A 20,000-nucleotide genomic window follows, 5' to 3' on the forward strand; every position below is an offset into this window, starting at 1 on the left:
TCCGTACCGGATCGATATATATCCTCTGCGTATCGAGAGCAAGATTCAAGCGAGAGAACGGCTGTCGAGCCCGTTCTCGCGAACGAGTCTGTCAGGTAACCAAAAGACTCTATATGGTTCGGTATAAGTGTGGAACGAAGGAGGAACTCGGCATGGCCAAGGACACCGTCCGGTACCCTGATAAGGTCGTCGACGAAATCGACGCCCTCGTCGACGACGGCGTCTTCGAGAGCAAGTCCGAGTTCTACCGCTTCTCCGCCGAGTACGTGCTCGCGCTCGTCAGCGACGAGTGGGAGCCGGAGACGTTCAACTACGGCGAGATCCGCGAGGAGCTGGACCTCCAGGAGGAGCCCGTGCTGCTCGGGGCCGATGGCGGCCGCGACTTCCTCAACGCGGTCATCACGGTCCGCCAACTCGGTTTGCGCAACGACTTCGCGGAGGCCGAGCAGTTCATCGACGAGAACTACGAGACCACCGACCGCTCCGGTATGATCCTGGAGGAGCTGCTGCGTGTCTACCGCGACCGCGCCGAGAACGGCTCCACGTCCGGCGTCTGACGGCAGGCCGCCCGCTTCTCCGCGTTCGACACCCGAACCGCCTACGCCAGCGTCGGCGCCCGTCGACCGGTACCGTCTACGGGGCGCGTGGACCGGTAACGTCTACACCGCTCCGTCCACACGGATTCGTATGCGACTGGAACGGTACTGGGGCGTCGGCCCGAAGACCGCCGAGACGCTCCGCGAGTCGCTCGGCGAGGCGGCGGCCGTCGACGCCATCGAGTCGGCGGACGTGCGCGCGCTCGTCGACGCCGGCGTTCCGCGCGGCCGGGCGACCCGCGTGCTCCGCCGGGCGAACGGCCGCGAGGCGATGGACCTGTTCGGCACCCGCGACGCCCGCGAGGTGTACGACGACCTGCTCGATCTCGCCGCGGGGTACGCGGTCACCGCCCACGCCGCCGACCGGGTGCGCGTGCTCACGCCGCTCGGGAGCGACCAGCGGCGCGAGGGCCGGCTCGACGACGTGCTCGAAGCCCGCGACGCGTGGGTCGACCTGAGCGAGGCCGACCGCGAGTTGGTCCTCGACGCGTTCGCCGAGTACGACGAGGCGGGAGGGACCGACCGCGCGGCCATCGAGTGCGCGCTCGCGCTCCGGGAGGCGGGGCTGCGCGGCGGCACCTTCGCCGCGCTCGACGGCGTCGATGAGGCAGCCCTGCGCGAGGCCGCCGCCGCGCTGGCTGCGCTCACCGACGACGGCGTCGCCGCGGGCGCCGACGAACGACTCGACCGCCTGCGCGAGCGCGCTGCCGACGCCCGCGACCTCGCGGACTCGGCGTTCGACGTGGTCGAGACGGTTCGCGAGCGCGGCGCACGCGACGCCGACGCGTTCCGGTCGGCGGTCGTCGAGTACGTCGCCGGCGAGACGGGGCTCGCCCGCGGGCGCGTCGAGTCGGCGGCCCCCGACGGCGCCGTCGACTCCGCGGACTTCGTCGGCTCCACGCTACGCACGCTCGCCGACGAGTTGGAGGCGGCGGCCGACGAGCGGGCCGCCGAGGTCCGCGCCGAACTGGAGACCGACGTGGCCGACGGCGGCGCCGACGTGGCGACCGTCGTCGACGCTGTCTCCGATATCGCCTTCTCCCTCTCGCTGGCGCGGTTCGCCGTCGCACACGACCTCTCGCGGCCCGGCCTCGCCGGCGACGGCGTCGCGGTCGCGAACGCCCGGAACCTCTTTCTCTCGGGCGACGTGCAGCCGGTCAGCTACGGCGTCGGCGACCACGGTCTCCCGAGCGACGCGTCCGGCGGTCGGATCCCGGCCGGCGACCGCGTCGCCGTGCTCACGGGGGCCAACTCCGGCGGGAAGACGACGCTGCTGGAGACGGTCTGTCAGGTCGTGATCCTCGCGTCGATGGGGCTACCGGTTCCCGCCGAGGCCGCCGAAGTCGGCCGCTTCGACACCGTCGTGTTCCACCGCCGGCACGCGTCGTTCAACGCCGGCGTGCTCGAATCGACGCTGAAGTCCGTGGTTCCGCCGCTGGTCGGCGAGGGCCGCACCCTGATGCTCGTCGACGAGTTCGAGGCGATCACCGAGCCCGGACGCGCTGCGGACCTGCTCAACGGCCTCGTGGAGCTCACGGTCGACCGCGGCGCCGTCGGCGTGTACGTCACCCACCTCGCAGAGGACCTCTCGCCGCTGCCAGACGCCGCGCGCGTGGACGGCATCTTCGCGGAGGGCCTCACGAACGACCTTGACCTGCTCGTCGACTACCAGCCCCGCTTCGGCGTCGTCGGCAAGTCGACGCCGGAGTTCATCGTCTCGCGGCTCGTCGCCAACGCCTCCGACCGCGCGGTCCGCCAGGGGTTCGAGGAGCTCGCCTCCGCGGTCGGTGAGGAGGCGGTCCAGCGGACGCTCTCCGACGTGGAGTGGGCGGGCGGCGAGGAGTGAAGTCGGTCCGCCGGCGAACGATCGGCCGGTCGTTAGTCAGCCGTCGCCGTGGGGACTTCGCTCTCGAATTTGTCCCCGTCAACAGATTTGGCATCGTTCGACACTCGGTCGGTGCCAAATATCCCCCGGTGTTCGTGCACGACCCAGGTGTACGGTACCTTCGCGGCCACGTCCATGAACGTCACCAGCATCGCGGTACCGAGCGTCGACACCAGCCCGAATCCGACAGGACTCGCGAGCCAAATGACAGGATACAGCAGCCAGAGGACGCCGACCTGGTTGCGGAGGCGGAGGAAGAGACGCTTGCGTTCCGGCGTCGTCGTGTTCGCCCGTCGCGGATACTGAACGAACATGACGTACAGCATGAGGAGGAACGCGACCGACGACACCGCGAACGCGCCCCACCGGAGCATCCCCGTCGTCGTCGTGGCGACGAAGCCAGTCAGGATCATGGTCGCGTCCAATCCGGCGGCGCCGTACACGACCGAGCGGTCGACGTCGACGACGTGGCCGACGTACCCGACGAGCACCGGCGTCGTCACCAGCCAGTCGAGGTACCGCATCCCCTCGACATCGTACCCGTTGATCGTGAATACGCCGATACCGAAGGTCATCGACGCGTACGACAGCGCTGCGAACGCCGGAATCACGAGCAGCACCCGGAACCGGCCGGATCCGGAATCGAGCGTCTCGTCGCGCAACAGCCATCCGACGACCGCGATACCCAGGAGCATGCCGAGCGTTCCGACCCCGTACACGACCGAACTGAGGCCGTCGACGGAGGGCGTCAGCACGTCCGGGATCATCGGCGCTCACCCCCGTCGGTCCGCTCGGCTCCGTCCAGCGGCCCGCCGCCGTCGCTCACCGCCCGCGCCGTCGACTCGCCGGCCCCGGACGCGGCGTCGCCGCCGGCCGCAGACGTTGCGCGCGACTCACGGAGGTCGAACTCCGCGAGCACGTCGAGCAAGTCGTCCGAGCGCGCGCGGAACGTCTCCGACTCCTCGACGACGGCGTCGACGGCGGTCGACTGCTCGGTGGCGGCGGCATCCGCCTCGGCGGCGCGGTCGGCCGTCCGGTCGGAGTTCTCCGCGAGGTCGTCGATCGTCTCGGAGACGCCCGCGGCCGCCGACGCCTGCTCGGCGGTCGCGTCGCTGATCTCGCGGACGCCCCGGTCGAGGTCGTCGACGGCCTCCGCGATGTCGTCGAGGCGGTCGACGGCCTCGGCGACGGTGGTCGAGCCGTCGCTCACCTGCTCGCTCGTCGCGCGGATCGCCTCGACCGCGCGCTCTGTCTCGGTTCGGACCTCGTCGATCATCCCGGCGATCGCGTCCGCGCGGTCGCCGGTGTCCTCGGCGAGCCCCTTCACCTCCTCGGCGACGACCGCGAAGCCGTCGCCGGCGTTGCCCGCGTCGCCGCCGGCGCGCGCGGCCTCGATGGAGGCGTTGAGCGCGAGCATGTTCGTCTGCTCGGCGATGTCGCGGATGAGCTCGGCCGCCTCCGTGATCTCGGCGGTCGCCTCGTCGAGGGTCTCGATGCGGTCGACCGCCTCGCCCATCGTCTCGTCGACCTCGCTCATCGTCTCGATCGCGTCGCCCGCGGCCGAGCGTGCCTCCTCGGAGGCGTCCGCCGCCTCGTCGGTCGTCTCGACGAGCGACTCGGTCGTCGCGGCCACCTCCTCGGCGGTCGCTGAGAGGTCGGCCGTCTCTTCGGCGCCCGTCCGCGCGGTCGCGCGCTGCTCGTCGGTCGCGGCGTCGATGTCGTCGGTCGCCGCGAGCACGTCGTCGGTGCGCTCGTCGATCCGCTCGGCGGCGGCGCGCACGTCCGTGGCCCCGTCGGCCACGTCGCCCGCGAAGGTGTCCACCCGCGCCAGCGCGACCTCCAGCTCGTCGACGGCGTCGTTGAACGCCGTCCCGACGGTCTCCATCGCGTCGTGCTCGCGGTCGACCTCCACTCGGCGACGGAGGTCGCCATCGGCGACCGCGCGCATCGTCTCCGCGTACTCGGTCGCCGTGCGCTGGTAGTCTTCGGCGAGCGACTGCGCGCGCGCCTCTGCGGCCTCGGCCTCCGCGCGAGCCTCGTCGGCCTCCTCGATCCGGGAGGCGAGCGAGCGCCGCATCCGGTCGACCGAGCTGTACACCCGCCCGAGTTCGTCCGCCCGAGAGGTCCGGACGGCCACGTCGAGGTCGCCGTCCGCGATCGCCTCCGTCTGTTCCTCCAGCGTCCGCATGGACACGACGGTGTTCGTCCCGAGATACGCCCCGAGCACCACCTGCCCGGCGGTCGCCATCAGCATCGTCCCGACGACGTTGCGCGTCACGAGCCCGTAGCCGACGGTCGCACCCGTGGTGAGCGCGAAGCCGACCAGAAGCTTCGCCGCGAAACTCCGTCGAAGCAGTTGCACCATTCTATCCGTCCGATCGGCGGTCGGACGTATCAAGCCAGTCCGCAAAATATCGCGTTTGAATACCACGGTGCCGCCTCCGATATGCCTCGACGCTGCGACTACCCGAACGCGCCGAGGCTCGACTGGAGGTCGCGCTCGGTGTCGCCCGCTTCGATCTCGTATCCGACGAGGTCGCGCATGTCGACCGCGTACGCCGTCCCGCTGGTCTCCAGCACGAGGAGCCGTCCCTTCGTGGCGACGACGGTGCCCGAGGCGAGCGTCTCGGCCACGGGGCGCTCGGCGAGGTCGAGCCCGTAGTCGAACTCGAATCGCTCCTCGTACTCGACGCCGGCGAGCAGCGCGTCCCACGCGTCGTCGTCCACTCGCTCTGCGAGGCCGGCGATCTTGGTCGGGACCCGGACCCGGTCGGGGAGCCCGTCGGTTCCCTCGGCGGGGGCAGCGGTCGGCGACCCACGGGCGTCGCCCGCGTCGTCGCCGTCGCTTCGGGCGGCCCGTTCGAGTCCGTTGGCGGCGATCTCGGCTTCGATCTCGCGGGCGATCCGACCGTTCTCGACGGTCCGGAGGTGGACCGCGCGGTCGGCGCCCTGCTCGCGCAGTCGGGTGTTGAGGCGCCACTCCCTCGTGACGCCCACCTTGAACGTGTCCGGGGCGAACGCGGCCACGTAGACCGCGTGGTCGTCGAAGCAGTCCATCTCATCTTTGAGGCAGGTTCCGGTGCACCGCGCGCACACCCACGTCGACCGGTGGTCCTCGCAGTACGGCGCCGCGTCGGCGCCGCAGGCGACGTGCCCGCCGTCGTGGACCGTTCCCGCACAGCGCCGCTCGCCGAGGCGATAGGAGAGATCGGTGCCCGGGTCGAGGGCGATCCGATCGACCTCGCCGGTCGCGGTCCCGGGCGAAGCGTTCGGGTCCGGCGCGCCGTCGCTCACGAACAGCGCGCCCGCCGGTGTCTCGTACCCCACGATCTGCACGACGGACGGTAGCCCCCAGCGGAATAAAGCGATGTCCCCTTCAGACGCTTCCGTCTCCTCTGCCCGGCCGGCCGCACCCGCAGTTGCAGTTCACGTCACGGGGTTCGGTCGTACGGCGAACCGTCGGAGGCGGCGCCGGCCGCTCTCCGCACCCGCGTCGGGGCCTCTCGGATCGCTCGCGACCGAACGGATCCGCGGTGCGATCGCTCAGTCGTCGCCGGCCGGTCGCCCGAGCGAGACGGCGCGGTCGGCGACGCTGCGGACTCCGGAACTCACTTCGGCGTAGGTGGTGTTGCGGTACTCGTTCATACTCACCGATACGTTCGGAGAGCATAAATAGTTTTCCGCGACCGAGTAAATAGTTCTACAGAGCGCCGCCGAGACGTCTATTCGGGTCTCGACGTCCCCCGCGACGGCACGGCCCGTTCCGACTCACGACAGTTCCGCGAGCAGGTCTCGCGTCGCCGCGCGAACGGCGTCGTCGCTGGAGGCGGGCGGTTCCCACCCGAGCGCGGCGAGCTTCTCGACGGAGAGGCGCATCTTCGGCACGTCGCCCGTCCAGCCGCGGTCGCCGCCGGTGTAGCCGTACTCGGGATCCAGCCCCATCTCCGCGGCGACGATGTCGGCGATGCGGTTCACGGAGGTCGTCGTGCGCGAGCCGAGGTTGAACGTGTTGAGGTCGCGCTCGCCGTGCTCGACCACGTGGCACATCGCGTCGACGCAGTCGGTGACGTGGAGGTACGACTTCTCCTGGCGGCCGTCGCCGAGGATCTCCAGCTCCTCGGGGTCCGCCTGGAGCTTCTGGATGAAGTCGGGGATCACGTTGCCGCGCTGGTACGGGCCGACGATGTTGGCGAAGCGGTACACCCACGCGGTGAAGCCGTAGCTCTTCGCGTACGTCGAGATGAGCGCCTCGTCGGCGAGTTTGCTGGAGCCGTAGATGCTGATCGGCTCCAGGGGGGCGTAGTCCTCCGGCGTCGGACGGGGGGCCTCGCCGTACACCGTCGAGGAGGAGGTGAACGCGAGGTTCGAGACGCCCGCGTCCGTCATCGCCTCTAGGACGTTGTACGTCATCTCGGTGTTCTCCTCGAACAGCGCCCGGTCGTCGTCGAAGTTCGTGTCCGTGTACGCCGCGAGGTGGAAGACCACGTCGAGGTCGTCGGTCACCGCCGCGCGCGTCTCGGCCTCGTCGGTCAGGTCGGCCTCGATCACGTCGACACCGTCGGGGATCCGGCCGCGCTCGCCCTTCCAGAAGTCGTCTGCGACGCGCACGTCCGCGCCGTACTCCGCTTGGAGGTGTCCCGCGAGATGCGAGCCGATCAGGCCGCCGCCGCCCGTGACGAGGGCGGCGCTTCCAGTCAAGTCCATGACGTTCCGGGGGCGAGCGCGCAGAAAAGCTCTTGCGGTCGCCGCATGCGCGAACGCGGTCGAGCGGACGGTTCGATCCCCCGTGTTGTCGGTCAGATCTCGTCGGTCGCGGGCGCCGGAAGCGGCTCGTCGACCCCCAGCAGGTCGGCGCTCGTCTCCCACAGCCGGCGCTGCGCGCGCGGGTCCTGCGCCTCCGTCGAGGGCTTCTTCTCCCGGCGGTCGGCGAAGTACCGCCCCGTCGCGTCGGCCGGCTCGTCGGCGACGGCGAGGTACACCGCGGTGGCCGCGCCCTCCGCGGGCGTCGTCGCGAACGGGAGCCGTCCGAGCGCGCGGGCGACCCGCGAGAGCGGCCCGGGGAGGTCACGGAGGAATCCCGAGCCGGGGATCGCACCCGGGTGAAAGCTGTTCGAGGTGATCTCCCGACCGTCGCGTTCGCGTAGTCGACGCCCCAGCTCCGCGGCGAACTGCGCGTTCGCCAGCTTCGAGCGCTGGTAGGCGCGCCACGAGGAGAACTCCTCGACCGACTCCACGGCGTCGAGATCGATCCGATCGCCGCGGTGGGCCTCCGAAGAGGTGGTAATCACTCGGGCGTCGTCGGCCAGATCGTCGAGTAGTTCGGCAGTGAGCTGGTACGGCGCGAGGTGGTTCACGTGGAACGTGTACTCGACGCCGAGGTCGGTGAGTCGCGCCTCGCGGAAGTAGCCGCCCGCGTTGTTGAAGAGGAGGTCGAGGCCGTCGTCGCCGACGGCGCGCCGCGTCGCGTCGGCGAGCGCGCTCACCTCCTCCGGCTCCGCGAAATCGGCGGCGACGAACTCGGCGGTGCCCTCGTTGACGCCGGCGTCGATCCGGTCGACCACGCCGCCCCCGGCGTCGTCGTCGCGGCCGTGGACGATCACGTGCGCGCCGAGTCGCCCGAGCGACAGCGCGATCTCCCGACCGATCCCGCTGGTCGATCCGGTCACGAGCGCCGTCTTCCCGACCAGTCGTTCGTCGCCGACGCCGGCGATGTCCTCGGGGTAGTTACGCATGGACGGTCGAAGGGGTTCGGACGGGAAAGCGCCGTCGGCGACACTAGCGGCGGGGACGCCGGGGGGTCGCCGGCACTGTCGACGGCACCGGCGGCGACGGGGACGGCGGACGGGGGCGGGGACGCCGGCGGTCGTCGGGTCGTCGCCTCGCCGCCGAAAGCGAACCGCCCTTACCCGGGCGCGTCGTTGTCGGCGTATGAACGACGAGGTCGTCGTCCTCCGGTACGGTCACCGCCCCGGGCGGGACGACCGGATGACGACCCACGTGGGGCTGACGGCGCGCGCGCTCGGCGCCGATCGCGTGATCCTCCCGGACAACGCCGGCCAGTCCGCGGAGACGATCCGCGACATCACCGACCGCTTCGGCGGCCCCTTCGCCGTCGAGTTGCGCGACGACCAGCGCGCGTTCACGCGCAACTGGGAGGGCACGGTCGTCCACCTCACGATGTACGGCGAGCGCGTCCAGGACGTGGAAGCCGACATTCGGGCCGACGCCGTCGGCGGCGACACCCCGCTGCTCGTCGTGGTCGGCGGCGAGAAGGTGCCGTTCGACTTCTACGAGGAGGCGGACTTCAACGTCGGTGTGACGAACCAGCCCCACTCGGAGGTCGCCGGGCTCGCCGTCTTCCTCGACCGGCTGTTCGAGGGCGCGGAACTGGAGCGCGAGTGGGAGGACGCCGACCGCGTCGTTCTCCCACAGGAGACCGGCAAGCGCGTGGTCGATCCCGAGGACGTGGAAGGAGAGGACGGGGCGTAGGGATCGACCGAAGCGAACGCCACGGTCGGGGGGCTACCGGGCTGCGCCTCTCGCGACCCCGTGGAACGGCACGGCTGCTCGCCGCGCGCGGCGCCGTTCAGTGGTCGTCCTCGCGCCACTTCTGGCCGCACTCGGTGCAGGTGAAAAAGCGCGTCTCGGACTCGTCGGCCGAGCGGATCTGCTTCATCTCGTAGCGCACCGTCTGTACCTCGTCGCACTCCGGGCACTTCTGCTCGACCGTCGGCCCGATTTCCGACTGGTCCATCTCGGACACGTCGACGACGGCGCTCCCCTCTTGCCCCTGCGTCGTCGTCATCCCCGCCTCCGTCGCCTCGTCGCGAAGCTCCTCGTGGCCGCACGACCCGCACACCCACGTGTCGTCGTCCGCTTTCATCATCGATCCGCACTCGTCGCAGAAGTTCATACCCCCTCGGTCTGCCGGCTTCGTACTTAAGATCCGGGTTCTCTCCGGAACCGCGCCGGCCGCGACGGCGGCGGCCGGAGGGTCAGCGACGACGATCCGACCGAGCGGTAGTCGGCGCCGGCCGCTCAGCCGTCCCCCTCGGACTGCCTGGGTTCGCCGACTGCTTCCACCGGGAGGACGTTGTTGAGATCTGCGTACAGGTCGTTTGCCGAGTCGAACGTCTCGCTGGGGCACTCGGCGACGTACTCGCCGAGGTTCCCGTCGCCATCCGCGAACCGGAGCGTCACGTCGGAAAACTGCTGCGCGGCGTGATCGCGGGCGACAGGGAACGTCAACTCCTCGAACAACGACTCCACTCGCGACAGTTAGACCGTGGTCATCTGTGCCGACGCTACGCCGCCGTGAGATATCTTGGTAGTGTCAGCTCCGGGCCGTTTTGCTATCGGTTGGGTTCGTGTCGGTCGGCTCAGGGCGGCCCGAGACGGGGGGCGTGACCGATCCGCTGAAACCGGCGTTTATCGTCCCGCTGAATCTGCCTCGTTCGCTCAGCTCGCGCCCCGCCTTACTCGAACTCGGGGTCGCGCTTGTTGACGAACGCGTCCATCCCCTCGCGCTGATCGTGCGTCCCGAACAGTCCCGAGAAGACGCGTTGCTCGTACTCGAGCCCGGCCTCCAGCCCCGTCTCGTGGGACTGGTTGATCGCCTCCTTCGCCGCCGCGACGGCAAACTTCGGCTGTGCGGCGAGGTCGGCGGTCAGGTCGTCGATCCGCGAATCGAGTTGGTCGTGCGCGACCACCTCGCCGACCATGCCGTACTCGTGGGCGTCGGTCGCGTCGATGCGGTCGCCGAAGAGGATCAGCCGGCGGGCGACCTCGTCGTTGACCAGCCGGGGGAGTCGCTGGGTGCCGCCCCACCCGGGGACGATCCCAAGATCGATCTCCGTCTGGCCGAAGACGGCGTTCTCGGCGGCGACCCGGAGGTCGCACGCCAGCGCGAGTTCGCAGCCGCCGCCGAAGGCGTAGCCGTTGACCGCGGCAATGCTGGGGGCGGGGAACGTCTCCAGCGAGCGCGCGATGTCGTGGCCCAGTTCGGCGTACGCCTGCGCCTCGGGCGTGCCGAGGTCCTTCATGTAGGAGATGTCCGCGCCGGCGATGAACGCCTCTTCTCCCGCGCCGGTGAGCACGAGCGCGCGCACGTCGGCCTCCTCGGCCTCCGCGATGGCCGTCTGGAGCGCCTCCAGCGTCTCGACGTTCAGGGCGTTGAGCTTGTCCGGCCGGTCGATCGTGATCGTGGCGATCTCGTCGTCGATGTCGAGGATGACGGTGTCGGATTCGGGCACGCACGGTCAGTCTCCGTGACACACCGTAACCCTTCCCCCCGCGACATGCGAAGCCGGTTGTCGTCGCCGTCGTCGGACCGACGCCGGTAGCGTCGTCGGCCACCAGGTCGCCGCCGAGCGCGCCCGTCGCCGACGATCCGGTTCGGATCGTTCCGGCGGTTACACCTCCTCGTCGAGCAGTTCCCGGACGGTCTCGTCGATGAACTCCTTGTCCGCGGGGTCGAATCCGAACATTCCGAAGTGGCCCCAGGGCGTCTCAATCGGTCGAAGCTCGCTGTCGGGGATCATCGCCTCCTCCTCGCGGCAGTCCTCCAGAGTGAACACGTAATCCTCGGCGAACGGCATCACGTAGGTGCGTGCCTCGATCCGGTCAAGGGCGGCTTCGAGGTCGCCGTCGGTGATCCGGCTCACGTCCGCGTGCTTCCACTTCCACGCCATCGTCAACAGGTTGTTCGGGTCCATGGGAAGGAACCACTCCTCCCACGCGCCGTAGACGAAGTCCGAAAGCGACGTGAATCCGGCCTTGCGCCACGCCTCCTCGCGGAACAGGGTCGAACTCGTCCCCATCAGCAGCCACGTTCGCGCGTGTCGCTTCAGCCCGTCGCGAACCGCCCGGTGATCGTCGTAGTAGCCGTTCTCCCACCCCGAGTCCGACCGGATACAGGACATGAGCGCGTCCACCAGCAGGCCGCTCAGGACCGGATTCGTCGCGGTCCCGCCGATCGGTGCCGCCCGCTTCACCATCTCGGGGTACCGGACCGCCCACTCGTACGTCTGTTGGGCGCCCATCGACCATCCGAGCACGAGCTGGAGCTCGTCGATACCGAACTCCTCGGTGAGGAGGCGGTGTTGCGCGCGTACGTCGTCGGCTATCCGGACGCTCGGGAAATCCGCCTGCCCGTTCGGCGCCGGCGTGTTGTGCGGCGAAGTGGAGAGGCCGTTGCCGATCTGGTTCGGAAGGATCACGAAGTACTCGTTCGGGTCGATCGCGGAGTCCTCCCCCACGTACATCTCCATGTCCTTGCTCGTTCCCGAGTACATGTGGGGGAAGAGAACCGCGTTGTCCTTCGCGTCGTTCAACTCGCCGAAAGTGGCGTACGCGATCCTGCAGTTCCGGAGCGTTCGGCCGTTCTCCAGCTCGAACGCGTCCATGTCGAAGTAGTCGTACGGCCCGTGCACCTCCTGGGTGTAGTACTCGTTTTCGATCCCGTGCTGTACCTGACTCGCTCCCGCCGACGGCGCGTCCGCCGGACTGTGGGTCTCTTCTGTCATTGGTCTCTCCGCTCGGCCGTCGAGCGGCCACTGTCGATTATTCTCAATGAACAATAGTTGTGTTGAATAATATACAAGAGTTCCGACATGGATCCGGTCGGGCCCGGACCCTGGCGAACCGGGAGGCCCAAATACTCCCGCGGGGAATCCCCCGGCGATGAGCGACCTCACCGACGAGGAGCTGGAGCGGCTCGCGGACGTGGTGCGGCTCCAGCCGACCAAGAACAGCGAACTCGGCGACCGGTGGGGGATGGACAGCGGCAGCGACGTGCACAGCTACCTCGAGAACCACCTGAAGGACTACTACTACCGCGACGACAACAGCCTTATCCGCGCCACGGGCGAGGCCGCGGAGCGCACCGGCGCTGAACCGGGCGTCGTCGACGACGAGGACGACCCGAACGCGGTGCCAGAGCGGATCACGGTCCCGGAACTCCACGAGCAGGTGTTCCGCGTCGTCGCCGACCACGACGAGCGCTCCGAGTCGGTCGTCTCCGTGCTGAACAGGGTGCGCGAGGGGTTCGGCGTCGATCCGGAGGCAGACGACGTGCGTCGCGCGCTCCAGAGCCTCCGGCGCAAGAACGTCGTCGAGGTGATTTACCGGACGGTGCCGACGTTCAGGCTCGCGGTGCCTCGCGAGGACGTGGAGGTCGTCGTGAGCGGCGAGTGACGCGACCGGCTCCGTCTCACTCCTCGTCGACCGCCCGTCGGCGCTCGCGCGCTCGCCGCCGCTCCAACAGCGCCCGGATCCCCTTCCCGGGTCCGCCTTCGATGGGCCAGCCGTTCGTCCGCCACTGCGGCGGTTCCGGGGAGAACTCGGGGCAGCCCCCCTTGCATTCGGCGGCCGTCGGCACCCGTCCGTTCGCGGCGCAGTACGGAACCAGCGCCCGCCTCTCCCTGCGGAGTTCGAAGTGGCGGCAGTCGGGGCGCATCGTCTCGTGGAACGAGCGCCAACCCCTCCCGTAGGCGCGCTCGGCCAGCAGTAGTCGGGTCCGGGGGTCGCCGTCGGCGTCGAGTGCAGTCGGGTGCCACACCACCTCGGCAGCGTCGGCCCGGACGCCCTCCGAGAAGTCGAACTCGACGACGCCGACCTCCACGGGGATGTCCTCCAACAGCGCCGGCGACACCCGGTCCCCGGTCGCCGAGGTCGCGACCCACACCTCGTCTGCGAGCCCCGACTGCACGTCGTGGCGAAGCTGGTCCGACAGCGTCGCGGCCGCGCTCGCGTCCAGATCCGGCTTGTTCTCGATCGCGACGACGCGCTCGACCCAGTCGGGGTACTCCCGCAGGCGACGGAACTCGATTCGGCCGTTGCGTCCGCGGCGTTTCTCGATCAGGTCGCGGCCGGCCGCGCGGTGGACGGCCTCGCGCACGTAGCGCCAGGGAACGCCCAGGTCATCCAGCGCGTCCCGATACCACCGGTAGTCCACGGGCGCGCCGCGGACGACGCGCAGGAGGTCCGAGTCGAGTTCGCGCTCGCCGAACGCGCGCCGCTCCGCCAGCGCGTTGGGGTCGACCTCCAGCACGACCGTGTCCCAGCGGCGCTCGCGGGTGCCCAGTTGGCGCGCGACGACGACCGGTCGGTCGCCCTCGGCGGGGTGCCAGGCGAGTTCGGCCCACCGACTGACGAGCAGCTCGAAGGCGAACTCGCTGTCGCCGGCGCCCCGAAACACACCCGGAGGTGGCGCGGACACGAACTAACCGGTTTCGGTGTCGCTGGTGCGCCGGCGACGCGCGGCCGGCGGTTCGCTCCCCCGTGTCGGCGTGGACGCTCCCGATCAGCCCTCGGATTCGAGGAGGTAGCCGTCGGCCTCCGTCGCCTGGAGTTCGTCCAGGTAGTCGTGGGCCTCCTCGAGGATCTCGCGGGGACCGTCCTGCGTGATGGTGTTGAGCGCCTGCTCGTAGTCGCGCCACTGCAGGTCGCGGTGTTCGGTCGACAGCTCCGCGGAGGCCTCGAACGAGTGGGCGATAAACAGATGCACCGTCTTGTGGATGGTGCTTCCGCCCGCCTCGAACACGTAGTCGTACTCCCTGCGGAAGCCGTCGATGAGGCGGAAGTCTTCGACTCCCGCCTCCTCGGTCACTTCTCTGATCGCCGTCTGCTGGAGTTCCTCTTCCCCTTCGACCCCGCCCTTGGGGAACTCCCAGTCCCCGGGTCGGCTCTTCAGGAGCAGGTACTCCCGTTTGCCGCGGGTGTCGCGGAAGAGGATGGCTCCAGCGCTAGTCGCTTCGACCGGCATTGCCGACAGGTAAGCTACCCCGGTTCAAGAGTATGTCGGAGCGGAGACTGGCCTACCGGCCGGAACGGCACCTGTACGGCGCCGAGCGTCCGCGATGCTGCCGCCGGCGACGTGGTCCGGCGGGCGGGGCGACGGCCGTGGTTGCGACGGCGGCCCATCCCTCCGTCGACTTTCGTGGGAGTGGCCCACGTGGCGCCGCGCGGGTAGATGCGCTTTTGCCGCTTCGGCGAAACAGGGAGGGTAGACCCACAGCTCATGACCTTCGTAACCAAACTCCGCTTCCAGAGCGGGGACCGAGCCGCCCTCGACGACACCGTGAACGGCATCCGCGAGATGCTCGAACGGAAGGGCGCCGAGTGCAAGGGGCCCCACACCGAGCCGGCCGAACGCGTCCGCGTCCCGCTGTACGAGGGACTCTCCTCGGGCGACCGACTCGGCGACTGGACGTTCGAGGTGTTCGCCCGCCGGCTGGAGATCCACGGCAACGACCACATCGCCCGCGAGGTCGGCCACATGGACTTCCCCGACTCGGTCCACGTCGAGATCGAACTGGAGCAAAAGAAGCCGCTCGGCTACCGGCAGAACTGATCTCATCCCCTGCCTCCCGCCGTGTACGTCCACGTCAACGCCGCCGTCTCCGTCGACGGGAAGCTCTCCTCGCGCCGCCGCGAGCAAGTCCGGATCAGCGGTGACGACGACTTCGACCGCGTCGACCGAATCCGCGCGGCCGCCGACGCCGTGCTCGTCGGCGTCGGCACCGTCCTTGCGGACGACCCGCACCTCACGCTCGACGAGGAGGACCGCCGCGTGCAGCGCCTCCGCAACGGCCGTCCGGCGACGCCCGCCCGCGTCGTCGCCGACTCGCGCGCCCGCACCCCGACGGACGCCCGGATCCTCGACGACGAGGCGACGACCTACCTGCTCGTGAGCGACCGCGCCGACCCCGACCGACTCGACGCGCTCCGGGACGCCGGCGCGGAGATACTGGAGGCCGGCGGCGACGGCGGCCGCGTCGACTTCCGCGCGGCGTTCGACGCGCTCGAAACCGAGGGGGTCGAGCGGACGATGGTCGAGGGGGGCGGCGAGGTGATCTTCTCGCTTTTCGACGCCGGCCTCGTCGACGAACTCACCCTCTACGTCGGGTCGCTCGTGATCGGCGGCAGCGACGCGCCGACGCTTGCGGACGGCGACGGGTTCGTCGACCAGTTCCCCCGACTCGATCTGGTCGACGTGGCGCGCGTCGACGACGGCGTGTTGCTCTCCTATGAAGATTGAAGTGCGGTGACGGGGCCACCCCGTCGCGTGCGCTGACCGCCGCCGTCCGTCGCCCAGCGGGTGTGCGACTCACCGACGGACGCGACCGCGAGTCGCCTGTTCGCCCACCCGCCAGCGACGGCGTCGCAACCGCCTCGACGGTGGCGCTGCCCGACGGACACGATCACGTCGGCTGCAGCGGTCGTGCGCGAGCCCGGCATTCCAGTGGAACGGTTAACACGCGAGCTCACCAATGACGCGGTATGAGCAGCAAGACCGCGGCCGGGGAACCCATCGAGATCGAAAGCGAGGAGCAGTTCGCGGAGTTGACCGGCGAGGGGCTCGTGCTCGTCGACTACTATGCCGACTGGTGCGGACCGTGTAAGATGCTGGAGCCGACGGTCGAGGAACTCGCGGACGAAGTCGACGGGCTGACGGTTCTCGAGGTCGACGTGGACGCGTTCAAAGAGCTCGCGGCCGACGCCGGCGTCCGCGGCATCCCGGCGCTGCAGTTCTACGCCGACGGCGAGGAGGCCGAGCGGCTCGTCGGCGTACAAAAAAAGGAGTCGCTGCTGCAGGTCATCGAGCGGCTGCAGTAAGCTCCGGCGCGCGACTCGGGTTCCCGCGGTGACGACGCCCGCGTCGGTGGGCCGTCACTCGACCGGATCGAACGCGTCGACGAGCGCGTCGTGTGCCTCGCCGTTCGAGGCGATCAACCCCGTTGAGCCGGGGCGCCAGCGATCGCCGTGCACGTCGGTCGCGCGGCCGCCAGCCCGCCGGATCAGGTGGACGCCGGCGGCGGTGTCCCAGGCGTTGAGTTCGACCGTCGAGGCGACCGCGTCGAGCTCGCCGGTCGCGACACCCGACAGCGCCGCCTGCGCGCAGCCGAACCGCCGCACGTCGCCGAACTCGATGCAGACAGTGTCGACGGCCTTCGACAACTCTCTTCGATGGGAAGCCGAGACGCCGAAGACGGGGTTGACGAGCAGTGCGTTCGGATCGGCCGTGTCGCCGACGGTCACCGGATCGCCGTTTCGTCGTGCGTCGCCGCTGCCGGCGACGTACAGGTCGTCAGTCGCGGGCGCGTAGTTCGCTGCTGCGACGGGCTCCCCGTCGCGACAGACCGCGATGCTCGTCATCCAGACGCGGTTCCCCTTCGCGTAGTTGACGGTGCCGTCGATCGGGTCGACGACCCACGCGGCGCCCGTGTCGGGGACCGTTTTCAGCGCGTCGCCCTCCTCGCCGACGACCGCGTCGTCGGGATAGGCGTCACCGACGGACTCGAAGATGCGCTCTTGGACCGCGCGGTCGACGGCCGTGACGGCGTCCATCGGGCCGTCCGCCTTCGTCTCTACGTCGAGCGCCGAGCGAAAGGAGTCGAGCGCGACAGCCCCGCCGCGCTCGGCGGCCGCGACGGCGGCGGCGAGCCTGTCGTCGGCGTCCGCCGATGGGATCGGTTCGTCGGTCATACCGGGCGATCGGGCGCCCGGTACAAGCCTCGGTCGATCTCCGGTTCTCGTCCACCGCCGACACCCCGGCGTTGTGTCCGCCGCCGTTCAATCACTCCACGCGGCCGACGGCGACGTCGTGCCCGGCGGCGTTCTCGCGGTCGGCGGCCAGCCGCGCGGCCGCCCGTTCGGAGTCGCCCAGCAGTTCCGTCGGACAGTCTCGGCAGACGATGTGGAACGTAGTGTCGCGCATGTCGGTCGGCGACTCGACTCGATCGCTGTTTAGTATCGACCGCCTAACTGCGGTACCAACCGACTACCCACGGGGAGCTGTGCGGAGAACGTCGACGGCGGAATGCGTTGGCGGTCGGTCGCTACGGCGACTCCGCCGACTCCGCCGTCGCCTCGTGATCGAGGTCGGCCGCCCGCGAACGGGCCTGCTCGACGACCGACGGCGGCGCCTCGAACTCCAGGTCCACCTGCTGAGAATCGTACTCCTCGCGGTCGACGTGACCGTTGTCGTGGACCCACGAGACGAGGCTCATGGTCTCGTCTGACAGCGGGAGCAGCAGCCGCTCTCGCTTCCAGTCGGGCAACTCCGCTTCGACGCGCGCACGGAGCTCGTCGACCCGTTCGGCGGTCAGCCCGGAGGCGCACACCGGGTTCGGTGCCAGCGCGGACAGCGCCTCGCGCTTGCGGCGGAGTTCGTCGTCGCCGAGGCGGTCGACCTTGTTGAACACCGTGACGATGGGCGCCTCGTTGCGCTCGTACAGCGTATCGTGGGAGGTGACGAGCTTCTCGCGCATCTCCTCGACGGGCTCGCTGGCGTCGACGACGAGGAGGACGAGGTCAGCGTGGTACACGGACTGGAGCGTCGACTTGAACGACTCCACCAGCCAGTGCGGCAGGTCGGAGATGAACCCGACCGTGTCGGTGAGCAGCACGTCCCGCTTACCGGTGTTCGCGCGGCGGGTCGTGGTTCCCAGCGTCGTGAACAGCTGGTTCTCGGACTCGGCCGTCGAGTCGAGGTCAGGGTGCCTCTCGGCGTTCTCGTCGACCGCGAGGTCGTCCGCGAGTCGGCGAAGCAGCGTCGACTTGCCGGCGTTCGTGTACCCCGCCAGTGCGACCAGATCGAATCCGGACTCCCGGCGGCGCTCGCGGCGCTTCTCCTCGGTCTCGGCGATCGCGTCGAGCTCGTCTTTGATCCGGCTGATCTGGGCCTTGATGTCGCGCTCGCGCGACTCGTCGTACTCGCCCAGCCCCATGAACCCCGGTCGCTCGTCCCGCTTCGCGAGGCTCGCTTTCACCTCGGCGCGCGGCAGCTCGTAGCGCAGCTCCGCGAGTTCGACCTGGAGTTGCGCCTTGCGCGTCTGCGCGCGCTGGCCGAAGATGTCGAGGATGAGCGTGAAGCGGTCGACGACCTCGGCGCCCTCCGGGAGCTTCGAGCCGATGTTGAACGTCTGGTACGGGCCGACCTCGTTGTCGATGATGACGACGTCCGCGTCCTCTCGGGCGACCAGCGCCGCGAGTTCGTCGGCTTTCCCCTCGCCGAAGTGGTACGCTGGGTCCTGATCGCGGGCCTGTGAGAGCGACGCGGTCACCTCATAGCCAGCGGCGCGAGCCAGCTCCGTGATCTCGGTCAGGTCGGCGCTCCCGCGGTCGACGCGCTTGGCGACGACCGCCGTCGGCGCGTCACCGGTGTGTCGGTCAGGAATGGGTTCCATCCACCTCCCGGTTCGCGATGGTCCGTGTCGGTCGCATACTCGCGGGTACGGGGCCAGTCGACTTCAATTCCGCGCCGACGCGACCGGGGTAGGTTGCCCAGTCCGGCCGTTCCGCGCGTGGCGATATCCGACACCCGTCCTGTCGCTTCTCGCCCCACAAACGACTTAACCGGGGACGGCCCAACCCAGGGTATGCCAGGGCCAGAAGCGATCGCGCAGCTCGGAATCGACCCGCAGAAGCTCGGCCTCGAGCTGGGGACGGGCGCCGTCGTCGGCGGGATCGTCGGCTTCGCGGCGAAGAAGGTCGCGAAGCTGATCGCGGTGCTCGTCGGGATCGAGCTCGCGCTGTTCAAATTCCTCGAATCGCGGGGCATCCTGACCGTCAACTGGGACAAGCTCGGCGCGACGTTCATGTCCGCCAGCGACGTCGCGGCCGGGAGCCAGCCGCCGTCGTGGGTGAGCTCGATCCTGTCGACGCTGTCGGTGTCGGCGGGGTTCACCGGCGGCTTCTTCATCGGCTTCAAGCGGGGATAACGAGGCGACCGCGGCGTTCGTACGCCGCGGCGACGCTCGGTCGGCTCGGTCGCGGCGGCTACCGACGGCTGATCTCGTCTTCTTCCTTCACGACCCGGGTTTCGGCCTCTCCGCTGGACACCTCGTTCACGAGGTCGTAGAAGTCGTTCTGCAGCCCCGCGGGGAACGTGACGACGCCGACCCACGAGCCGTCGCTTTGCCACTCCTCGCGCTCCAGCTCGCCGAACTCGCGCACCTTCGCCTGCCCGGAGCCGGCGTAGTCGGCGGGCAGCTGCACCGCGATCGTCACCTCGTCGAACCGGATCGGGATGACCGGGCGCAGCGCGTCGAGCGCGTCGTCGATCTGGTTCTCGACGGGCTCCATCGGCTCGACGGTGAACCCCGCCTCCTCGAGCGCGCGCTCGATGCGCTCGGGCGGGTGGGGCGCGTCGTCCATCTGCGGGTTCACCGCGTTGCGCGTGATCCGGTTGACGAGCTGTTTGTGCTTCTGTTCGAGCATCTCCTTGCGCTGCTCGGCGGTGATCTGGATCTCCCCGCGCTTGACGACCTCCGGGATGATCTCCATCGCGTCGGTCGTGCCGAACACCTCCTCGACGTCCTCCTCGGGCGGGCGGTCGCCGCGGGAGGCGTTCTCGAACACGTCCTCAGCGGCGATCACGTCCTCCAGGTCGCCCTCGAACTCGCCGCGCTTGATCGCCAGCGCCGCGTCCGGGTCGATGAGCACCTCGAACCGTGTGCCGTGCGATTCCAGTCTGGCGGTGACGGCCTCGTCGAGTGATATCATAGGTGGTGGTT

General features: G+C 69.6%; 23 protein-coding genes. 8 read left to right on the top strand and 15 right to left on the bottom strand.

Annotated features, from left to right (window positions below; genetic code table 11):
- Positions 1-152 precede the first annotated feature (152 nt).
- Together BUE16_RS09925 and BUE16_RS09930 are read left to right on the top strand one after the other, a co-directional pair.
- The gene (locus tag BUE16_RS09925) at positions 153-557 is read left to right on the top strand and encodes a ribbon-helix-helix domain-containing protein (RefSeq protein ID WP_073309184.1); all 405 of its coding nucleotides are present in this window, start codon (positions 153-155) and stop codon (positions 555-557) included.
- A gap of 130 nt (positions 558-687) precedes the next feature.
- The gene (locus tag BUE16_RS09930) at positions 688-2,442 is read left to right on the top strand and encodes a MutS-related protein (RefSeq protein WP_073309186.1); all 1,755 of its coding nucleotides are present in this window, start codon (positions 688-690) and stop codon (positions 2,440-2,442) included.
- Positions 2,443-2,474: 32 nt separating this feature from the next.
- Here the strand turns inward: BUE16_RS09930 and BUE16_RS09935 are convergent, their stop codons facing one another.
- The 5 genes from BUE16_RS09935 to BUE16_RS09955 form a co-directional block, all read right to left on the bottom strand.
- On the bottom strand, positions 2,475-3,248 hold the full coding sequence (locus BUE16_RS09935) for a bacteriorhodopsin (RefSeq protein WP_073309188.1): 774 nt from the start codon (positions 3,246-3,248) through the stop codon (positions 2,475-2,477).
- On the bottom strand, positions 3,245-4,846 hold the full coding sequence (locus BUE16_RS09940) for a methyl-accepting chemotaxis protein (protein ID WP_073309190.1): 1,602 nt from the start codon (positions 4,844-4,846) through the stop codon (positions 3,245-3,247). The genes BUE16_RS09935 and BUE16_RS09940 overlap by 4 nt, the downstream gene beginning before the upstream one ends.
- A 98-nt stretch (positions 4,847-4,944) precedes the next feature.
- Complete coding sequence (locus BUE16_RS09945; RefSeq protein WP_073309192.1) at positions 4,945-5,817, bottom strand: DUF2797 domain-containing protein; 873 nt, start codon at positions 5,815-5,817, stop codon at positions 4,945-4,947.
- Positions 5,818-6,249: 432 nt separating this feature from the next.
- Positions 6,250-7,185 carry an NAD-dependent epimerase/dehydratase family protein gene (locus tag BUE16_RS09950; protein WP_073309194.1) on the bottom strand — a complete coding sequence of 312 codons (936 nt, stop codon included), beginning with the start codon at positions 7,183-7,185 and terminating at the stop codon, positions 6,250-6,252.
- 92 nt (positions 7,186-7,277) lie between these two features.
- Positions 7,278-8,213 (bottom strand): SDR family NAD(P)-dependent oxidoreductase, encoded by a 936-nt coding sequence (locus tag BUE16_RS09955; protein WP_073309196.1) that lies wholly within the window; start codon positions 8,211-8,213, stop codon positions 7,278-7,280.
- A gap of 196 nt (positions 8,214-8,409) precedes the next feature.
- Here BUE16_RS09955 and BUE16_RS09960 point away from each other — a divergent pair, with 196 nt between their 5' ends.
- On the top strand, positions 8,410-8,970 hold the full coding sequence (locus BUE16_RS09960) for a tRNA (cytidine(56)-2'-O)-methyltransferase (RefSeq protein WP_073309198.1): 561 nt from the start codon (positions 8,410-8,412) through the stop codon (positions 8,968-8,970).
- A 97-nt stretch (positions 8,971-9,067) separates the two neighbouring features.
- Here the strand turns inward: BUE16_RS09960 and BUE16_RS09965 are convergent, their stop codons facing one another.
- The 4 genes from BUE16_RS09965 to BUE16_RS09980 all read right to left on the bottom strand — a co-directional run bounded on the left by BUE16_RS09965 (position 9,068) and on the right by BUE16_RS09980 (position 12,005).
- Positions 9,068-9,394 carry a transcription factor S gene (locus BUE16_RS09965; RefSeq protein WP_073309200.1) on the bottom strand — a complete coding sequence of 109 codons (327 nt, stop codon included), beginning with the start codon at positions 9,392-9,394 and terminating at the stop codon, positions 9,068-9,070.
- Positions 9,395-9,519: 125 nt separating this feature from the next.
- Complete coding sequence (locus tag BUE16_RS09970; protein WP_234972386.1) at positions 9,520-9,759, bottom strand: DUF5789 family protein; 240 nt, start codon at positions 9,757-9,759, stop codon at positions 9,520-9,522.
- A gap of 197 nt (positions 9,760-9,956) precedes the next feature.
- Positions 9,957-10,733 (bottom strand): enoyl-CoA hydratase/isomerase family protein, encoded by a 777-nt coding sequence (locus BUE16_RS09975; RefSeq protein WP_073309202.1) that lies wholly within the window; start codon positions 10,731-10,733, stop codon positions 9,957-9,959.
- A 159-nt stretch (positions 10,734-10,892) separates the two neighbouring features.
- A complete protein-coding gene (locus BUE16_RS09980) occupies positions 10,893-12,005 on the bottom strand; it encodes an alpha/beta fold hydrolase (protein WP_073309204.1) in 1,113 nt (370 codons plus the stop codon).
- A gap of 157 nt (positions 12,006-12,162) precedes the next feature.
- Between BUE16_RS09980 and BUE16_RS09985 the strand changes: the two genes are divergently transcribed.
- On the top strand, positions 12,163-12,675 hold the full coding sequence (locus tag BUE16_RS09985; RefSeq protein ID WP_073309206.1) for a DUF5797 family protein: 513 nt from the start codon (positions 12,163-12,165) through the stop codon (positions 12,673-12,675).
- Between the two features lie 16 nt (positions 12,676-12,691).
- On the opposite strand, the gene BUE16_RS09990 is transcribed toward BUE16_RS09985, so the two are convergent.
- Complete coding sequence (locus BUE16_RS09990; RefSeq protein WP_073309208.1) at positions 12,692-13,678, bottom strand: DUF5787 family protein; 987 nt, start codon at positions 13,676-13,678, stop codon at positions 12,692-12,694.
- A gap of 105 nt (positions 13,679-13,783) precedes the next feature.
- On the bottom strand, positions 13,784-14,245 hold the full coding sequence (locus BUE16_RS09995; protein WP_073309210.1) for a bis(5'-nucleosyl)-tetraphosphatase: 462 nt from the start codon (positions 14,243-14,245) through the stop codon (positions 13,784-13,786).
- Between the two features lie 255 nt (positions 14,246-14,500).
- On the opposite strand from BUE16_RS09995, the gene BUE16_RS10000 reads away from it, so the two are divergent.
- The 3 genes from BUE16_RS10000 (at position 14,501) to BUE16_RS10010 (ending at position 16,098) form a co-directional block, all read left to right on the top strand.
- Complete coding sequence (locus BUE16_RS10000) at positions 14,501-14,833, top strand: uS10/mL48 family ribosomal protein (RefSeq protein ID WP_073309213.1); 333 nt, start codon at positions 14,501-14,503, stop codon at positions 14,831-14,833.
- A 21-nt stretch (positions 14,834-14,854) separates the two neighbouring features.
- Positions 14,855-15,520 (top strand): 2,5-diamino-6-(ribosylamino)-4(3H)-pyrimidinone 5'-phosphate reductase, encoded by a 666-nt coding sequence (locus BUE16_RS10005; protein WP_073309215.1) that lies wholly within the window; start codon positions 14,855-14,857, stop codon positions 15,518-15,520.
- Positions 15,521-15,762: 242 nt separating this feature from the next.
- Complete coding sequence (locus BUE16_RS10010; RefSeq protein WP_073309217.1) at positions 15,763-16,098, top strand: thioredoxin family protein; 336 nt, start codon at positions 15,763-15,765, stop codon at positions 16,096-16,098.
- Positions 16,099-16,152: 54 nt separating this feature from the next.
- On the opposite strand, the gene BUE16_RS10015 is transcribed toward BUE16_RS10010, so the two are convergent.
- The 3 genes from BUE16_RS10015 to hflX form a co-directional block, all read right to left on the bottom strand.
- Entirely contained in the window at positions 16,153-16,968 is an 816-nt protein-coding gene (locus tag BUE16_RS10015; RefSeq protein ID WP_073309219.1) for an inositol monophosphatase family protein, read from the bottom strand.
- 91 nt (positions 16,969-17,059) lie between these two features.
- Positions 17,060-17,200 (bottom strand): hypothetical protein, encoded by a 141-nt coding sequence (locus BUE16_RS16700; RefSeq protein WP_159435755.1) that lies wholly within the window; start codon positions 17,198-17,200, stop codon positions 17,060-17,062.
- 121 nt (positions 17,201-17,321) lie between these two features.
- Positions 17,322-18,671 carry a GTPase HflX gene (gene hflX / locus BUE16_RS10020; RefSeq protein WP_073309221.1) on the bottom strand — a complete coding sequence of 450 codons (1,350 nt, stop codon included), beginning with the start codon at positions 18,669-18,671 and terminating at the stop codon, positions 17,322-17,324.
- A 192-nt stretch (positions 18,672-18,863) separates the two neighbouring features.
- On the opposite strand from hflX, the gene BUE16_RS10025 reads away from it, so the two are divergent.
- Complete coding sequence (locus tag BUE16_RS10025; RefSeq protein ID WP_073309223.1) at positions 18,864-19,205, top strand: FUN14 domain-containing protein; 342 nt, start codon at positions 18,864-18,866, stop codon at positions 19,203-19,205.
- A gap of 58 nt (positions 19,206-19,263) precedes the next feature.
- On the opposite strand, the gene BUE16_RS10030 is transcribed toward BUE16_RS10025, so the two are convergent.
- Positions 19,264-19,989 carry a ribosome assembly factor SBDS gene (locus BUE16_RS10030; protein WP_073309225.1) on the bottom strand — a complete coding sequence of 242 codons (726 nt, stop codon included), beginning with the start codon at positions 19,987-19,989 and terminating at the stop codon, positions 19,264-19,266.
- Between the last annotated feature and the right edge of the window lie 11 nt (positions 19,990-20,000).

Origin of the sequence: Halobaculum gomorrense, assembly GCF_900129775.1 — an archaeon.
GTDB classification, from domain to species: Archaea; Halobacteriota; Halobacteria; order Halobacteriales; family Haloferacaceae; genus Halobaculum; species Halobaculum gomorrense.

What these genes read in the sequence shown, in the direction of transcription:
- BUE16_RS09930 (WP_073309186.1), top strand. Translation starts at nt 688, where the DNA reads ATGCGACTGGAACGGTACTGGGGCGTCGGCCCGAAGACCGCCGAGACG.
- BUE16_RS10015 (WP_073309219.1), bottom strand. Translation starts at nt 16,968, where the DNA reads ATGACCGACGAACCGATCCCATCGGCGGACGCCGACGACAGGCTCGCC.
- BUE16_RS10010 (WP_073309217.1), top strand. Translation starts at nt 15,763, where the DNA reads ATGAGCAGCAAGACCGCGGCCGGGGAACCCATCGAGATCGAAAGCGAG.
- BUE16_RS09965 (WP_073309200.1), bottom strand. Translation starts at nt 9,394, where the DNA reads ATGAACTTCTGCGACGAGTGCGGATCGATGATGAAAGCGGACGACGAC.
- BUE16_RS09940 (WP_073309190.1), bottom strand. Translation starts at nt 4,846, where the DNA reads ATGGTGCAACTGCTTCGACGGAGTTTCGCGGCGAAGCTTCTGGTCGGC.
- BUE16_RS16700 (WP_159435755.1), bottom strand. Translation starts at nt 17,200, where the DNA reads ATGCGCGACACTACGTTCCACATCGTCTGCCGAGACTGTCCGACGGAA.
- hflX (WP_073309221.1), bottom strand. Translation starts at nt 18,671, where the DNA reads ATGGAACCCATTCCTGACCGACACACCGGTGACGCGCCGACGGCGGTC.
- BUE16_RS10030 (WP_073309225.1), bottom strand. Translation starts at nt 19,989, where the DNA reads ATGATATCACTCGACGAGGCCGTCACCGCCAGACTGGAATCGCACGGC.
- BUE16_RS09925 (WP_073309184.1), top strand. Translation starts at nt 153, where the DNA reads ATGGCCAAGGACACCGTCCGGTACCCTGATAAGGTCGTCGACGAAATC.
- BUE16_RS10000 (WP_073309213.1), top strand. Translation starts at nt 14,501, where the DNA reads ATGACCTTCGTAACCAAACTCCGCTTCCAGAGCGGGGACCGAGCCGCC.
- BUE16_RS09985 (WP_073309206.1), top strand. Translation starts at nt 12,163, where the DNA reads ATGAGCGACCTCACCGACGAGGAGCTGGAGCGGCTCGCGGACGTGGTG.
- BUE16_RS10025 (WP_073309223.1), top strand. Translation starts at nt 18,864, where the DNA reads ATGCCAGGGCCAGAAGCGATCGCGCAGCTCGGAATCGACCCGCAGAAG.
- BUE16_RS09980 (WP_073309204.1), bottom strand. Translation starts at nt 12,005, where the DNA reads ATGACAGAAGAGACCCACAGTCCGGCGGACGCGCCGTCGGCGGGAGCG.
- BUE16_RS09995 (WP_073309210.1), bottom strand. Translation starts at nt 14,245, where the DNA reads ATGCCGGTCGAAGCGACTAGCGCTGGAGCCATCCTCTTCCGCGACACC.
- BUE16_RS09955 (WP_073309196.1), bottom strand. Translation starts at nt 8,213, where the DNA reads ATGCGTAACTACCCCGAGGACATCGCCGGCGTCGGCGACGAACGACTG.
- BUE16_RS09950 (WP_073309194.1), bottom strand. Translation starts at nt 7,185, where the DNA reads ATGGACTTGACTGGAAGCGCCGCCCTCGTCACGGGCGGCGGCGGCCTG.
- BUE16_RS09935 (WP_073309188.1), bottom strand. Translation starts at nt 3,248, where the DNA reads ATGATCCCGGACGTGCTGACGCCCTCCGTCGACGGCCTCAGTTCGGTC.
- BUE16_RS09960 (WP_073309198.1), top strand. Translation starts at nt 8,410, where the DNA reads ATGAACGACGAGGTCGTCGTCCTCCGGTACGGTCACCGCCCCGGGCGG.